Source organism: Paenibacillus sp. NN59 (assembly GCF_057597225.1).
Window position 1 is genome coordinate 2,196,600 of sequence record NZ_CP199678.1, and the last position, 18,576, is coordinate 2,215,175.

Here is an 18,576-nt window from a genome sequence, read left to right on the forward strand (position 1 = left end):
GTCGATGAAAAAAAGTTTGTTGCCTCGCCGTACGAAAGAAGATCATATTCCAGCTGCAGTTATTGAGGAGCAGTCAGGTAAGGATATCGCGGTGATCGGCATGTCGCTCAAAGTCCCTGGTGCGGATTCACTGGATCAATTCTGGAGCAATCTGTGTCGCGGTGAAGATTGGATTCGTGAAGCTCCAAAGGTCAGAATGTCAGAGGGGGGAATAAAGGCACCACGACGTGGTTATTTGACCGAGATTGACACGTTTGATGATTTTTTCTTTCGTATCCCGCCTAAAGAGGCAACGTTAATGGACCCGTATCAAAGGTTGTTTCTTGAAATAGCATGGAGTGCGATTGAGGATGCAGGCTATGGCGGGGATCGCATAAAAGGAAGTCGGACTGGTGTTTATGTCGGATCAGGACATGAAAACGAGTATAAACAAATGATCTCTTCTTACAATACAGATCTGTTGTCGGCAGCGGCAGTAGGTAACATGTCCTCCGCTATAGCGAGCAGAATCAGTTATTTGCTTGATCTTAAAGGTCCAAGTTTGGTCATTGATACGGCCTGCTCTTCATCGTTAATGGCTGTTCATCTAGCTTGTCAGGCACTGCTCTCCAGGGAATGTGACATGGCTATCGCTGGAGGCATTCAATTAATTCTAGATCCACAAGCCGAACAGCCCCAGATCGGAATTGAATCCCCTTCGTCTAAAGTCAGGGCGTTCGATGAAGAAGCTGACGGGACGGTAAGAGGAGAGGGCATGGGCGCTATTCTGCTTAAACCTTTGTCCAGGGCCATTGCGGACAATGATCTTATATACGCCGTAATTAAAGCAAGTGTCTCCAATCAAGATGGCAAATCCATAGGCATTACGTCACCTAACCGGTCGGCTCAAGAACAGCTTCTTATTCGTGCTTGGGAGCGTGCAGGTATTCACCCGTCTTCCTTGTCCTATATCGAAACGCACGGTACAGGAACACCCATAGGCGACCCGATTGAGGTTCGTGCTATCCATAATGCGTTCCGTCTGTATACCGATAAAGTCCAGTTCTGTGCGATCGGCTCACTTAAGCCCAATATCGGACATTTGTATCATGCCGCTGGCATTGTTAGTTTTATTAAATCAGCGTTGGCGCTTCATCATGAACAGCTTCCGCCTTCGCTCTATTTTGAAAAGCCCAACCCGCAAATCGAATTTGCGAATTCTCCTGTATATGTCAATGCTCACTTATCGGATTGGAAGAGAGGTACGGATGTACGCCGATGCGGAGTAAGCTCTTTCGGTATGAGTGGCACCAATTGTCACGTTGTGCTGGAAGAGGCAAGCGAAAGAAAGGTTGTTCTTTCGCCGAATACAGAGAACGGACCTTCCTTGTTTACTTTATCTGCCAGAACGCTAACCTCTTTGCGGTCTCTGATCGATAAATATCGTCTTTTTCTTCTTACATCTGACCCACAATCTTTTACAGACATTTGTTATACCTCGAATATTGGTAGAGGCCTGTATGAGTACAAACTTGCAGTAATAGCACATCACCATCAAGAGTTACGGGACAAGCTGGCATTTTTGCAGTACGAGACTTTCACCGGACAATACGGTGAATTGGCGGAGGGAATCTGGTTCGGTGGACCTGAACAGGATGGCTCTTCAACTTCCTCCGACCTGAACTTGAACGTTGCCAAGCCAAGTCTGGTAAATGTTAATGTCTTGAATCAGATCGCTACCCAGTATGTTTGTGGTCAACCCATCGATTGGAAAGGTCTCCATGCTGGAAGCAACAAGCGTGTAGTTTCAGTTCCGACATACGCATTCGATCGACATCGCCACTGGATTGTTCCTGTGATGGTGGAAGAGAGCAGTGGGGGAGTACCCCACAAACCGGAGGATAAAAAGGAGAATTCAACGATGGAACATCGGGTTGTCCAGAGCGCAAATATTCATTTTTTCACAAGCGCGGTACAGGAAATGATATCGAATATTTCAGGGTACTCCCCAGAAAACATCGGGATAAATCGAAACTTCATGGAGCTTGGCATGGATTCTATTTTGCTGGTCAATGTCAAACATGCAATCAAAAATGAATTTGGCGTAGATATTCCGATGCATCTGTTTTTCGAAGAAATGTCTACCGTCGCTGAAGTAGGGAAATATATTGCCAGTCAATCTCAGCAATTGCCAGAGTCTCCGATTCTAAACGGGCAAACAGAGGATAAGGGAGTGCCTCAGGATGCCGTACTTTTGCAAAATGTATATGTACATCCGTATGCAGCGTCATCAGAGGAAGAGCGCGAATCGAGTAATCTATCCGTAGCAGGTTCAGGTCTGGAGGGCATTGTACAGAAGCAACTGGACTTGATGACTCTCCAACTTTCCATGCTACAGGCAGGTTCGGCGGGATCGGAAGCTTCTGCAATTCGTTTGTCGGCGGCGACGGCGGTACAGGCGAATAAATCGGTGGAAAAAGACTATTTCGACAATTCGACGGATAGCCAGAGCGTGCCCTCTAATCTTACAAAAGAACGTGTGCAGACCAATCGGCCCTACGTCCCGTTCCAGAAGCTTGAAACGCATTCGAAGACAGGATTGAGCCCTGTGCAAGAGCATTTTATAGACGAATTTATTTCCAGATATACTGCCAAAACAGTTCGATCACAGCTTCATACACAAGCATTCCGTAAATTGGTGGCCAATAATCGCAATGTGGCAGGTTATCGCCCCTACTGGAAGGATATCGTCTATCAGATCGTTGTTGATCAGGCCGAAGGATCTGGCATTACGGATATCGATGGGAATCGCTATATTGACTTGACGATGGGCTTCGGTGTGAACCTGTTCGGCCATCAGGTGTCTTTTATTAACGAAGCAATGCAAGAGGCTATGCAAAAAGGAATGTGTGTTGGCCCGATCAATGCAGCGGCTGGTCAGGTTGCTTCTGCCTTGCATCAATTGACTGGCGTAGAACGTGCTGCGTTTTTTAATTCCGGGACAGAAGCGATCATGGTTGCCATGCGTTTGGCTCGAGCGGCTACAAACCGAAGAAAAATAGTGATCTTTTCAGGTTCTTATCACGGTACTTTCGATGGTGTTTTGGCTATGAGTGCAGGACTTGGAGGCAGTAGCACACCAATCGCTCCAGGGATTTTGCAAGGTATGGTGGATGATCTGATTGTCCTGAATTACGATCATCCCGAATCACTGCGGATCATCGAACAGCGTGCTGGAGAGCTGGCAGCAATACTTGTAGAACCGGTACAAAGCCGTAGGCCAGACATTCAGCCAACCGCTTTTCTCAAAAAGCTGCGTTCGTTGACCGCCACAGAGGGCATCGCTTTGATTTTTGATGAAGTCATCACCGGATTTCGGATTCATCCTGGAGGTGCACAGGCATGGTTCGGCATTGAAGCCGATATGGTGGTCTATGGCAAGGTGGTCGGTGGAGGTTTGCCGATTGGCATCGTCGCTGGAAAAGAACGATATTTGGACGGCATAGACGGAGGGATGTGGTCTTTTGGGGATTCCTCGTTCCCTCCGCATGAAGAACGGAGAACATTTGTAGCCGGAACGTTCTGCCAGCATCCGTTGGCTATGAATGCTGCTCTGGCAGTCCTGCAGCGGTTGCAGGAGGAAGGTCCGGCCCTTCAGGAGCAATTGAACAGGAAAACGGCGGCTTTGGCAGACAGATTGAATCATTATTTTGCAGAAGAACTGGTGCCGCTTGAGATTGTGCATTTTGGTTCCTTGTTCCGTTTTGTGCAAAAGTCTGATCTGGAGCTTCTGTACTACTTGTTAATCGAGAAAGGAATTTATATTTGGGAAGGCCGAAACTGCTTTTTATCCACAGCTCATTCGGAAGCGGATATCGATCGTATTGTAGATGCCGTGCAATCAAGCGTAGAGGAATTGCAAAGTGCCGGATTCCTGCCTCCGAGTTCACCGACCTCGCCGGGAGGCGGGAGAAAGCAAGCCGGCAAAGCATTGACCGTAGAAGTGGGGAGACAAGCCGAGCCCCATCCGCTTACATCGGAACAGACGCAACTCTGGTTTGCATCTCTGGCCAATGACCATATGAGCGATGCTTACGTGGAATCTGTTGTACTTCGTTTGGAAGGAGCAGTGGATAGCGAAAGGTTACGGGAAGCCGTTCGTTATGTGGTCCAAAGACACGGGATGTTGCGAACCCATTTTTCTAACGATGAAGGGTTGTATTACACGGAGCTGTTTGAGAATGTAGCTTCGAAAATTATGTTTGAAGAAGCGGAAGATATAGAAGAGTCAAAGGGTTTGCCCAGATCCATTCAACAAAAATGGACCAATGGATTTGATCTGTCCAACAGTCCTTTGATCCGCTTTTGTCTGTTACATCATGGACAGCATCAGTATAGACTCATCATGCAAGTGCATCATTTAGTAGCAGATGGCTGGTCCATTGTTCAGATTTTGAAAGAGATTGCCGGATACTACACGATGCAAAATCGGTTGCAGTCTCCTGACCCTGTATTGTTTTCTGCATTTGCACAGTGGCAACATAATCTGCCGCTGGAGGAGAAGCAACATGCTAGGGCGTTTTGGACTAAACGACTCTCCGCTCCGAAGCCGGAGTTGGTTGTATCTGCTAGACTCGCTTCGGAGTCTGTCTCACTCTATCCGGGAATGCGTCTGTACAGGAACTTAAATACTGAATTCACGGCAGAGTTGAGGGCATTTGGCAAAAAAAAGGGTGTCTCCTTATTTATGCTTATGCTTGCGGCATACAACATGCTGTTATCTCGAATTTCAGGTCTCCATCAGATCACGGTTGGTATTCCCGTGGCTGGTCAGCTCCAGATGGGGCTGCCACAATTGGTGGGTCAATGTGTCAACTTACTGCCCTTTTCAAGCCAGTTGCCAGCTAAGGTAGAACTATCCGAATACGCGACACAAGTAAGGAGCGAAATGCTTGAGCTACTGGAGCACCAACGTTCCTCTTACGTAGATATCGTTACAGTGCTAGTCACGGAAGGAGGATCTGTTTATCCTCCAGTCATCAATACCATTTTTAATTTTGACAAAACGCCTGAATTTCACTTCGAAGACCTGAGAGTACAGCTTGAGTCGTTTCCGCCATCGTCCTTCAAATACCCGATCAGCATGAATGTTCTTGAGGTGGATCAAGAATTGGTGCTGGAATTAGATGTGGGGGATGGAGTATGTGGACGGGAAGAGGCCGAAGGCTGGCTTGAAACATACACCTTATTACTGGATACGCTTGAGTCCAAAGTATGGAAGGAAGGAGAGGCAGAACCAAAGTCTCGGTGTAGTAAAATACATACTTTGTTATCGACACCATCGTTTGTTTCATCCGAGAAGCTTGCTGCTTCCCTTAATCCGTACAGAAATGATCTCACTGCCGAGCAAGCTCGGAAAAACGTAAACGATAGAGCTGCAGGGTATACCCCTCCGGTTACGGAAATGCAGATCAGGATTCATCGGATATGGCTTGAAATGATGAAGCTGGAAAACGCCGGCATTCATGATCATTTCCTGGAAGTGGGTGGTAATTCACTTGCAGCGACAGTCATTACGGCCCGACTTCAGGAAGAGTTAGGGATCAACGTTCCGCTAAGTCTGTTGTTCCGCCATCCAACGATCGCCGAGTTAGCACAGGTGTTGGACGATGTTCCCACGGCTGAATCCCTTCGGATTCCGAAGGCGCGTTCAGCCGATTGCTACCCACAGTCCGCTTCTCAGCGTTCGATCTTTGCTGTAGAGAAACTGGGTAGAGCAGGTACGGCCTACAACGTCACGGGACTGATCACTGTGGAGGGCTCGCTTGACCTACAGCGCTTGAAAGTGGCGGTCAACTCGCTGGTCAAAAGGCATGAGTGTTTGCGAACCACTTTTGATCTGGATGAAGACGAGCCGGTACAGCGTGTGCTCAGTGAGTCATTCATGGAAATTCCCATGCATTTGCTGGACAGTGATACGACGGAGGAGATGATCCTGCGCACGATTCGGCCGTTTGACCTCGAACAAGCACCGCTGATGCGGATGGAGTACTGGACTGAGCAAAAGGAATCTGGACGGCAGTATTTGCTGATGGATATGCACCATCTGATCGCAGATGGACTTTCAGCGAATCTGCTGCTGGAAGAGTTAATCCAGTTGTATGACGGTCAAAGTTTGCCGACAGTCACGTTGCACATGAAGGACTTCACCCAATGGCAGTTGGGCCGCTTCGGCGCAGGAGATATGAGGGAAAGCAAGAAATACTGGGCTCAGCAGTTCAAGGACGGAATACCGCGGCTGGATTGGGGAATTCATCATCAGCGGCCTGCTATACGCAGTTATGAAGGAGAAAGATACGGTTTCAAGCTACCTGACGAAATCCTGGCACGTATCAAGGCATATGCCGCGGCTGAGAAAGTCACGTTATACAGCTATTTTCTAGCTGCATATAAGGTGATGTTGTCTAAATATTCTGTTCAGGAGCACATCATGGTTGGCACAACCGCATCGGGACGGTTGTATTCGGATATCGAACGAACTCCCGGTATGTTCGTCAACACCATTCCGTTGCGAAGCGATCTCTCCGGCAACCAGTGGTTCTCCAAGCTGGTCCATGAAGTGCAGGTAAATGCGTTGCATGCATTGGAGCATCAGGAATATCCGTTGGAACAATGGATTGCTCTCGGGAACGAGGAGCGGGATTCGGGTCGGAATCCTTTGTTTGATGCGGTCTATGTTTACCAACATCAAGCTCTTTCTATCGATCCGCAAATAAGTGGTGGCGTCAAGTTCACGGCTTCCGAGTACAAAAACAGAATGGCCAAGTTTGACCTGACACTGGAAGTTGTAGAGAAACAAAATGAACTGTATCTCGATCTTGAATATTGTACGGCAGTATTTCACCCTGAAGCTATAGAAGCAATGGCTGGACACTTCATTGCCATTTTGGAAGCTGTGTCCCATCAACCTGACGTTTCTATCTCGGAAATCAGCATGCTCCATGCTTCGGAAACCAAGCAGTTGCTCCATGAATTTAATGAAACGGATAACCCGCTGCTCCTTGATCAGCCCATCTTCGTTTTATTTGAAGAACAAGTTCAACGTACACCTGGTGCAATAGCAGTATCTTGTGCAGGCGTGCAACTCACCTACCTTGAGCTTAACATGAGAGCCAATCAATATGCTCAGGTGTTGAAGGAGCAGGGAGTGCTGAGAGAGATGGCCGTTGGCCTGGTTATGAGGCGATCTCCCGATCTGCTGGCAGCCATTCTCGGTATATGGAAAGCAGGTGCCTGTTATGTGCCGATCGATCCATCGTACCCGAGGGACCGTATCCGTCATATATTAGACGACTGTAAGGCACAGTGGGTCATTGCGGATGCAGCCTATGAGGAATTGTGCAATTTCTCGGGTTCAGTAATATTGACGGAGGAAGTGCACGGAAACGTACCTTTAACACCAGTGAACCTCGAACAGATTGCCGGGCCTGACGACCTGGCCTACATCATCTATACATCAGGTTCTACGGGCAAGCCCAAGGGCGTTATGGTAGAACATCGAGGTTTGACCAACTACATTCGTTGGGCAGATCAGACCTATGTACGAGGGGAAAAGATTTGTTTTTCGTTGTATTCATCCATTTCATTTGACTTGACGGTAACATCGATGTTTACACCCCTATTGTCGGGGAACCAAATTATTATTTATTCGGAAGATGTGGAGTTTGCGCTTGAACGGATTTGTGAAGATGGTGAAGCGGATCTCATTAAATTAACGCCTTCCCATCTAAAACTCCTGTCTCTTTATAACACAAAAGGATCAAGCTTGAAGCGTTTTATCGTAGGTGGTGAAGCATTTGAGAGCTCTGCGGCAGCGGATATTATCTCTATGTTCGGTCCGCATGTTGAAATTTACAACGAGTATGGCCCTACTGAGACGGTCGTTGGCTGTATGATCCATCAATACGACCCTGCTGAACCATATAGCGAGGTGCCTATTGGCTGGCCGATTGACAATATGCGGTTATATGTTTTCGATGAACAAGGGAATTTGCAGGCGAAACATCTTCCCGGAGAACTGTGCATTGCCGGTGTTGCCGTAGCCAGAGGATATGTTAACCAGCCTGAGCTGACCGAGGAGAAGTTTGTATCGGACAGATTCCATGAACCGGGCAAAGTTTACCGTACCGGAGATCTGGTGCGTTGGTTGCCAGCAGGTGGAATGGAGTATCTAGGCAGAATCGATGAACAAGTTAAAATTCGGGGTCACCGCATTGAAATGGGAGAGATTCGCAATTTGCTTCTCACATATTCATCTATTCGAGAAGCGGCAGTGATTGTCAAAGAGACTGAAAGTAGCGGAAAGCGTTTGTGCGCGTTCTATGTCTCGACAGGAATTTTGGAGATTGCGGAGCTGGAAAGGTACCTCTCGACGTATCTGCCTCCATATATGTTGCCGTCCGAATATATTCGTTTGGATCGACTCCCGCTTTCTGCCAATGGAAAGGTGGATATCAAGAAACTGCCTGTTACGTTGGCAGAACCGACTCCGTTCGAGCATCCATCTCTGGTTGAAATCCCTGGTGAGGCGGAGTTGTTGCAGGCATGGCGTGAAATACTCAGAGCGCCTGATGCCAGCAGAGATGATCACTTTATGCGACTTGGCGGGGATTCGATCAAGGCGATACAGATTGCGGCTCGTATGAAAAAGTGTGGATATCGGCTTGAATCGGCTGAAATTTTACGTTTGAAAACGGTGAGCAACATCGCCCCAATGCTTATAGCGTTGGAAGAGACATCCCCCCGTAAAACTTCAGGGCCTGTAGAGGGTGATGTACCACTGTCGCCTATTCAACAATGGTTTTTCAAGCAAAATTTTACCGAAATGAATTATTGGAATAACAGTGTGACGCTGATTAGTGTTACGAGGTTCAACGAACTGTTTGTCAGAGAATCACTCAGATTACTCACGGTTCATCATGATGCATTGCGAATGACATTTAAGCGAAATGGCAACCACATTCAGCAATCTTGTCAACATTCAGACCGGCAGGCTTTTGCATTCCAAGTAGCCGAGTCAATAGGGGAGACGAATAGCGAGCAATTCAAGGCTGTCAAGGAACGAATGATGGAAGAAATGCACCGGGCAATGGATCTGAAGCATGGACCATTAGTACAGGCGGGCCTCATCCAGGGGTCAGATCGGGACGAACTAATCTTTACGATTCACCATTTAGTCATCGACGCCATATCCTGGCGCATTTTACTGGATGATTTTTATGATATCTACATTGCTCTCGAACAGAATATCCAGCGAGTTCTGCCTTCTATATCCGATTCTTATAAGGATTACGCACAGAGAATGCATACGTATGTTGCTACTGGTGAATGGAAACATGAAGCGCAATATTGGAAGAATGAAATGGCGCGACCAGTTTCGTCGCTCATTGGGGACGGGATACACACGAAGGGTCAGGTTCGAGATAGTGAAGTGGCAAGTCTTTATTTTACACAAAAAGTCACTACGACCCTCGTACAATCGGCGACCGAGCGATACGAGGCGGATACCGCGTCTTTGTTGCTTGCTGCCTTAGGTACTGCAATGGAGGCAATGGGTGTTCGAGATGGTCTATGGGTCAACATGGAGGGACACGGCCGGGAAAGTTTCGGTGAAGCTGTAGATTATTCACGAACAGTCGGCTGGTTTACATCGCATTACCCGATTTATCTGGATACTTCAGTAGCCCAAATGCCACACCTTTATGTTGCACAGCTTCATCGTGAGTTGCAGCGTATCCCTCACAGGGGTGCTGGATATAACGTAATGAAGTACATGCTGCCCGAAGCAGTGACCAGATCATTCCATGGATTTGAGATTGAGCCACAGATTTGCTTCAACTACCTTGGTGAAATGGATGACCGTCGTTATCAAAATCTGTTTCGGCTTTCGCAGCTTCCGATGCACGGAACAGAGAGTCCAGATGCGGACCGCCCATTTGCAATCACTTGCAATGTGCTCTTATCGGACGGGCGGATGCTGGTGGAGTTTGATTACAATAAACATCAGTTCCAAGCAGAAACCATCCAGAGAATGTTGCAAGGTTTCCTTAATGGTTTGCAAGACATGATGTATGCCGGTGAGGGAGAGATAGTTACAGAAGAGGAACACGAGGGATTTCAGCTGGTACCTTCTGCAGAAAGGGAGGTCCTTGAGCAGGTAGCGCCTTTTCCAATGCTCAAAGCTTATCCGCTGTCACCTATGCAGGAAAGTATGTTGTTCCATTACCTTCGTTTTCCGGATTCCACGGCTTACGAAGAGCAATGTGTCATTCATTTGCAAGGTGACCTTGACCCAGAACGGCTTAGAGATTGCTTTCAGCAGGTGGTTAATCAACATGACATTCTTCGTACATTTTTTGCCTTGCGTGGGCTCGAACGGCCGCTTCAGGCAGTGGCGAAGTCATGGAATCTTCCCTTTGAGTTTATGGATTGGACGGCGGAACATGGCGAATGTGAGCCCGAGAAGTTTCAACAATATCTTCAACAAAATCGTGAACGGCGCTTTAATCTATTTGGTGAGGTCCCTTTGAGAGTAACGCTTATTCGATCAGACGATAACGCGTATAGTCTGGTTTGGAGCTTTCATCATATTTTGCTTGATGGGTGGAGTGTAGGCCTTCTTCTTAGTAGCATCTTCGATCTATATGCCGATCTGCCTGATGTACAATCACTTGTCTCAGCGCCGCACTATGGGGAATACATCGGGTGGCTTGAAGGGCGAGATCCTTCTGTGGCTGAATCGTACTGGGCGACGTATTTAACGGAATACCGAAGTAAAAATGTGCTACCACGGTTACATGGATCAAGTGGTGAGTATGTACGGGAGGAACTTACCCGTAACTTGCCAGAAACGCTCCAGGAAGCACTTAAGCAATTATCCGCCGAATACGGTTTGACGCTAAATATTTTGTTTCAGGCTGCTTGGGCGACGGTATTGCAGAATCTCAACGAAACTGAAGATATGATCTTTGGCGCAGTTGTATCGGGCAGAAGTGTCGAGGTACAAGATATCGAGAACATGATGGGGCTATTCATTAATACGATTCCTGTTCGGGTAAAGTCAGCTTCGGGTACCTTTTTGGAACTCGCATCACAACTTCAGTGGGAACAGATGGAAAAAGAACCCTATTCCCATATTCCACTTTCTTCAATCCAAAAGTCTGGCGGCGGGGTAGTTCTGGATCATATCCTTGTATTTGAAAATTATCCGCTGGAACTGCAGCTTCCTTCCGGACTGGAAATGGTAGATTACGATTTACATGAGTATACAAGCTATGATTTTAACCTGATCATTGAGCCGCATGAGAACTTCCTCATTCGATTTGTTTACAATAGTGCCGCACATAGAGTAGAAGAGCTGGAAGATTGGATGAACTGTCTGCTCATTGTTCTCAGTCAAATCAGTGAAAATCCGAATGTGTTGTTGAAAGATCTTTTCCCGGATGAAATTGTAACGAGTTCAGATGAAGGAGAAAGTCTAATTAAATTCCATTTCTAGACAACCAGGGGGATGAAGTGACATGGATCGAACGTCGCAAAAAGAGGCTGTTTCCGCACAGGAACTAAGATTGCAAAAGAAGCACTGGGTAAAAAAAATGCTGGCACTCAAAACGGAGGAAACGTTGTTCACGTCATCCTTTACACCTCAGCATGAGAAGTCCGCTGTTCAATCCTACCCGTTTAAGTTGGCACAGAATGTAAGCGAACGGTTGCGCACCATGAGCGGGGAATCCAAAGAAGCTCTGTTTTTGATTTTACTGACAGCTTTAAAGACTCTTCTTCACAAGCATACCAGCAGTGATTCGCTTACCGTTGCTTACCCGGTGAACAGAATACAAGACACAAGCGAATGTTCGCCGGAGCCAAACTGGATTCCACTCATCGACCATTCCCCGAAAGGCTGTACTTTCCGGGAATGGCTAAATGAACTTAAATCGACATATATCGAGACAGTCAAACACAGTGATTATTCGATGGACCGCCTTGTAGACGATATGAAGGTTGTCCATGACCGGGATTACGCTTTTCTTCAACATATTCGTTTTTCCATTCAGGGGATGTACAACGTAACAGATGTAGAGAGTGAGACGCTGGGCATGCGGCTTCATATGTATTGGAGTCAGGACAAGCTGTGCGGTGTGTTAGCCGGCAATACCCGCTTCTTTAACACCGCTGATTTGGAGCGTTTTGCGAAACAGTATGGGGTTATCATTGAACAATTAATAGAGAACCCGGATCGTCCGGTGGAGGCCAGTGGGGTGCTTGCTGGACTAGAACGCGACCGATTGTTGAATGAATATGCAACAGGGCCGCGCCGGACCTATGGTTCCAGTGTAATGGGTTTGTTTGCGGAGCAAGTCCAGCAGACACCAGAGGCTACAGCCATCGTGACATCGGATGCTTCGATACGTTATGCAGAGCTGGAGGAAAAAGTAAACCGCTGGGCTACTGCATTGATTAAAGACGGAACAAAGCAAGGGGATATCGTAGGACTTTACCTTGACCGAAGCCTGGAGACGGCCATTGCAATCTTAGCCGTGTGGAGGGCGGGGGCATGTATTTTGCCAATAGATGTGCAGACGCCCGCAGAGCGAGTTCGATTCATACTGAAAGATGCCGGGGTAAATCGTCTGCTCACACAGGCCCGTTATGTTAGTCTTTCTTTGTTCCAAGACGTGGAACGATTACTTTCGTGTGAAGACCTGGATGCAGCAAGTAATGATGGTGAGATCCTTGTTCCCATCACGGCTGAACTACCCGCTTATATTATATATACTTCGGGAACAACCGGGAATCCAAAAGGAGTAGTCGTATCTCATGGAGGACTGGTCAATTCAATCGCATGGAGAAAAGAAGAGTACGCATTGGGAGTAGAGGACAACACGATCCAGCTCTTTTCCTATTCCTTTGATGGCTTCATGACGGGATTCTTGACCCCGCTTGTGTCGGGAGCAAGTCTCTTTATGGCTACCGAAATTCAGGTTAAAGATCCACTACGTCTGAAGCAATTGCTTATCGTATATCAGATCACTCATTTTATATGTGTGCCTTCGTTGTACCGCCTGCTTTTGCAACAGATTAAACCGGAAGACAAACTGTGTGTGCACCTTATTACGCTTGCAGGGGAGAGTGTCTCTCCTGCACTGGTTCAGGAAAGCAGAGAACGGCTTCCGGATGTGAAGATATACAACGAGTATGGTCCTACTGAATCCAGTATCGTCGCTCTCTGTAAAAGAGATGTGGAACAGGGAGAGAAGGTGACGATTGGTCGTCCGATATCGAACATGCGTGCATATATTCTCGATCATTGGAACGAGCCTGTTTCGCCGGGAATCGTTGGGGAACTTTGTTTGTCGGGTCCGGGTCTGGCTCGCGGTTATCTTAACCAGCCTGAGCTTACTGATCAAGCTTTTGTACCCAATCCGTTTATTGCGGGTGAGCGACTATATCGGACTGGAGATCTGGCCAAATGGACGGAAGAGGGGGAGATCTGTTGTCTCGGGCGCAAGGATGCTCAGGTGAAGTTAAGAGGATATCGGATTGAGCTTCCCGAGATTGAACAGTGTCTTCAGAGCTACCCAGGTGTTCAAGCGGCAGCGGTTGTATGTGAGGAAGAAGAAGGCATTCCCGTCCGATTGATTGCTTATCTTCAAACCGACGACATCAAGGCTGTTGAATTACGTGATTACATGGCAAGAGAGTTGCCTTTCTATATGCTTCCGGCGCGCTATTATCGACTTCATCAGCTTCCGCTGTCCGAAAACGGAAAGTTGGACAAGAAGGTGATCTCTTCCATGGATTGTATCAACCTGGATGTTGAATTCCGAGAGCCGGAAAATGAAACGGAACAGAAGTTATGTGAGATATTTGCTGATGTTCTTGGATTGAAGAGGGTATCCGCAGATGAGAATTTTTTTACTGCAGGAGGACATTCCCTTAAAGCGACGATGCTGATGTCCAGAATTCAGAAAGAATTCCGTGTGGAGATCAGTGTAGATCATATTTTCGAAAAGCAGACCGTCAAGGCGTTAGCGGAAGTGATTACTTTAAAAGAAATCAGTGCTTGTCCGGCAATTTCGCCTGCAAATCCGGGGGTGCATTATCCTTTATCTTTTACGCAAGAGCAGATGTACACGCTGTTCTGTAATGATCCGCATTCAACCGCTTATAACATGCCAGAGGCTCTTGTTATCGAAGGGGATTTCGACGATCAGCGACTTCGGTATGCGCTTGAGGAACTGACGAAGAGACACGAAATTCTTCGAACGACTTTTTATGCAATCAATGGTGATCCTGTTCAGGAAGTACACGATGAGAACGTCGTCTCACTTGAGTATTCTGAGCAGGCTTCAACTAATCTTGAAGAAACGATAAGACAATTTATCCGTCCATTTGATCTGGCAAGACTGCCGTTATTTCGAGCAGGAATAACGAAGATGGGGCCGAGAAAACATCTGCTTCTGATTGATCTTCATCATATCGTAGCTGACGGAGCCTCCATTGGCATATTCATCTCAGAACTGGCGAGCATCTACAATGGAGATTCATTACCTGAGATCAAACTTCACTACAAGGATTTCTCGGTATGGCAACATAAACAGAAAGAGGATCGTGCATTTCAGGCTCAGGGGCAGTATTGGACAGATCAGTTCAAAAACGGAGTTCCCGTTTTGAGTCTGCCATATGATCACCCTAGACCGAAGCTTAAAGGTTTGGAGGGTAGCAGAATTAACTTTACCGTTGATGCAACTCGCACGTCGTCTCTGAAGAGGCTCGCTGCCGCAAATGGCGTTACGTTATTCATGTTGCTCCTGACAATGTACCAGACCATGCTCTCCAAGCTGTCCGGACAGAAGGAACTGGTCGTTGGTTCGCCAGTCTCCGGCAGAACACAGGCCGATCTGGAACACACGATGGGCATGTTTGTAAATGTGGTTCCCATCCGTGCCGAGGTGTCACCGCAATTACGTTTCACTGAGCTCCTGACTCAGGTAAAACATACGGCGCTGGGTGCGTTTGAGCATCAGGCGATACAATATCAGGATTTGGCACGGAACTTGGGATACACGCCAGATCCCAGCCGTAATCCGATGTTCGACACGATGTTTGTCCTTCAAAATATGGCTGAGAATCGTTTTGATTTTAGAGGACTGCATTTCTCACATGTTGGCTTCGAGCAAACTGTGTCCAAATTTGATCTTACTTTAGCCGGGTTTGAGGGCGGGGATGGTGTGTTGTATTTCGACTTGGAGTACTGCACCCGTCTTTTCCAAAGGGACAGCGTACTGCGTTATGTGGACTATTTTATGCATATTATGCAGACCGTTATAGAACATCCGCAGATACTGGTATCGCAGATGACGCTGCTACCCCAAGAGCTTTTGCATGAACAATGGAAGGGACTTAACAGTAAGAATCGATATGATGCACCTGACCTGACTTTACTGGAGCAGTTTGCCCTGCATGCCAAACGATCTCCCCATAAGGAAGCTTTGTTGTTTGGGGATTCACATATGACGTACGAACAGCTGGACACACAGTCAGAACTATGGGCTAACTGGCTACGTTCAAGGGGCCTGGGCCTGGAAGATGTCGTAGCGGTCAGAATGGAGCGTTCCTTCGAACTTGTCATTGCGTTTCTGGCGGTACTCAAGGCAGGAGCGGTATATCTGCCAATCGATCCGGAATTTCCGGCGGATCGCACATCATACATGCTTCAGGACAGCGGAGCAGTGCTAATGATTACGGATCAGGCAGATACACAGCATACCGCAAATCATATGCCTGTTTATCTGCCTCAGGATATGCAATTTACCGATGTGAACACAAACAACGCATTGCACAGACCACAAAGAAACAATCTGGCTTATATTATCTATACTTCAGGGACTACAGGCAGACCTAAAGGTGTGGCGCTAGAACATGCAGGACTAGCTAATCTTTCGACACTCTTTATCTCTACGCTCGGAATACATTCCGAAGATCGCATTCTTCAATTTGCTTCTTGCTCTTTTGATGCATCAATATGGGAGTTTGCCATGGCATTTACTACCGGAGGAACACTGTGTTTAGTATCAGCAGAGACCATTGCTGATCCGGTTCACTTCGAACGGTACGTGGAAAAGGCGAATGTTACAGTTATGACGCTTCCGCCTCCTTACATGGCACGTTTGCAACCTGAGCATTTACCTGGTCTTCGCCTCATGATCACAGCTGGTTCAGAGCCGTCATCGGCCATGCTGTCGACATGGAGCCAGCATATGCGCTGTGTGAATGCTTATGGACCAACCGAAGCATCTGTATGTGCAGCGATATGGGAATATCAACAAGAGGCCGATATGTTATCTGTGCCTATTGGATACTCCATCCCTCATAGCAGACTGTGCGTTGTAGATGCAGAACTGAACCCACTGCCTGTCGGGGTGTCTGGAGAACTATGCATCGCAGGTACTGGACTTGCGCGGAGTTATTTGAATCTGCCGGAAATAACTGCGAGACATTTCGTCTCCTCAGACATGCCAGGGTTTGAACGGATGTATCGCACGGGAGATCTAGTCAAACTGTTACCAGATGGCAGGATGATATACCAAGGCAGAATGGACAATCAGCTTAAGATCAGAGGATACCGTGTTGAACCAAGTGAGATTGAGGCACGACTGCTACAAATAACGGGTGTTCGTGAAGCCGTTGTATTGCCTAGACTGTGGGAAAATGAAAATTCACTAGTAGCCTATTACACGGGTGACCATGCACCAGCATCGCGCGAACTGAAGATCGAGCTTACGACTGTTCTTCCTCATTATATGCTTCCATCATTCTTGGTGAAGCTGGACGGGCTCCCTGTGACGTCAAATGGCAAGGTAGATCATGGTGCACTTCAACGTTTGGAACTGTTGCAAGAGGCAGGGGAGCTATCCCGTATGCCTGAGAATGAACTGGAGGCAACGATCGTTCGTGTGTTTGAACAAGTCTTGAATGTTCATGGAATCGGAACCGATGACTTGTTCCACGAACTGGGTGGCGATTCTATCTCGGCAATGAAAGCCAGCTTTTTGTTGAAAGAGCAGGGGGTTGCTCTGGATGTGAGAGACTTGTTAGTTCATCAATCTCCTGTTGCTCTAGGGAAACGGTTACTTCAAACTACATCTGAAGATGATCAGCAGCTTCAATCGGAAGGTTTACCAGAACGAATATCCGGTGGAGCGAAGACATTCGGTTCACAACAGAAGCAATTGCAACAGGTTTTGGGTGATTCGGAACGGAAGCAACTGATGGTTGCCCGTGCAACCATTGCAGATCAACAAGAGGTATACAGAAGACAATTGACCGCAGAGGTGGAATTGGCCATATTGCCTCTTACCGCTTCCCAGTCCACACATCTCGGACGCGCAGAAAACGTTGGTGTTGTTATGCATTTCCCTGCCGACAAGACATATGAGGATATCCATCAAGCCATTCATGGATTGGTGCAGGAGCAGGAAATGATGAGGTGTTTGTACAATGGCACTATGGCCAAAAGTTGGAGCTTGCGGGAGCATCCTGCCGGATTTAAAGTACCACACGTCAAACTTGAGACAACCTGCTCCGAAGCAGTAATGGAACAATTGGTTTCTGAATTGTACTATGACAGATTTGAAGAGGATGGACCAGACCGTTTGTTGTACCGAATGGTAGTCATTGAGAACAGCAGAACCGGAGCGAAAGTTTTGGTGTATTCTTCTCATCATGCTTTATCCGACGGGTTAAGTTGCAGTTTAATTGCTGAGGTATTAACAGGGGCGGCATCCACGTTGCACGGGGGAAAACATCCTACCCGATATCGTGATTACCTGCGACGGATCGAGGAGGGGCCGATCGGAATAAGCTTTATGGAACTGGAGCGTCGCTTCGAACTGGGAACGTATCGTCAGCTTCTTCTAGGCATGAGTAACAAGCTCGCGGAGTTCCCGGCCCAGAAGAGCACATCGATCACGTTGGAATGGGAGCTTGCAGGAGGAAACCCGGAGGAAGGCTGGCTGAAGGTGCTCGGTTTGCTAGCGGTTTTTGGGCGGGAATATCTTGAACTACAGCAATTGCCTGTACAATTGGTCAGCAGTGGAAGACGATATGGGGAGCATACCTATTATCATCTTGTCGGTAATTTTACGGACTATATTCCATTGGTGCTGGATACCCATTCCCCAGCGGAGCAACTCTTGCAGCAAATTCAAGCATTGAATCAAACGACTTCCGCTCACCAGATCCGTTTCACTGATATGGAAGATCAAGGCACAGGCAAGGGGATTCTGCTCAATTATTTTGGAGCTATACAAGCGGAACCAGAAGATAACGTCATACCTGATGGGGGACCTTCTTTTGCAGAAGCGGCTGATCATTATGGGATTTATTTCTACGTCAGACATGTCGGTTGCAACATGCAAGTGCATATCGCTCTTCCATTCGAGACGAGTGCCGAAGAACTGGAGAAGAAACTGACAGCAGGAATGATTACGGTGCAGTAGCTCAAATCACTAAAACTTTCTTGAAATCTCCGGGCAT

Annotated in this window: 2 protein-coding genes; both read left to right on the top strand. The window is 47.4% G+C overall.

Annotated elements, in window-relative coordinates; all coding sequences use genetic code 11:
• Positions 1-4: 4 nt before the first annotated feature.
• Positions 5-11,536, top strand: coding sequence for an amino acid adenylation domain-containing protein (locus tag ACT89M_RS09840; protein WP_487345218.1), 11,532 nt, complete (start codon positions 5-7; stop codon positions 11,534-11,536).
• Between the two features lie 22 nt (positions 11,537-11,558).
• On the top strand, positions 11,559-18,539 hold the full coding sequence (locus ACT89M_RS09845) for an amino acid adenylation domain-containing protein (protein WP_487345219.1): 6,981 nt from the start codon (positions 11,559-11,561) through the stop codon (positions 18,537-18,539).
• The last annotated feature ends 37 nt before the right edge of the window (positions 18,540-18,576 follow it).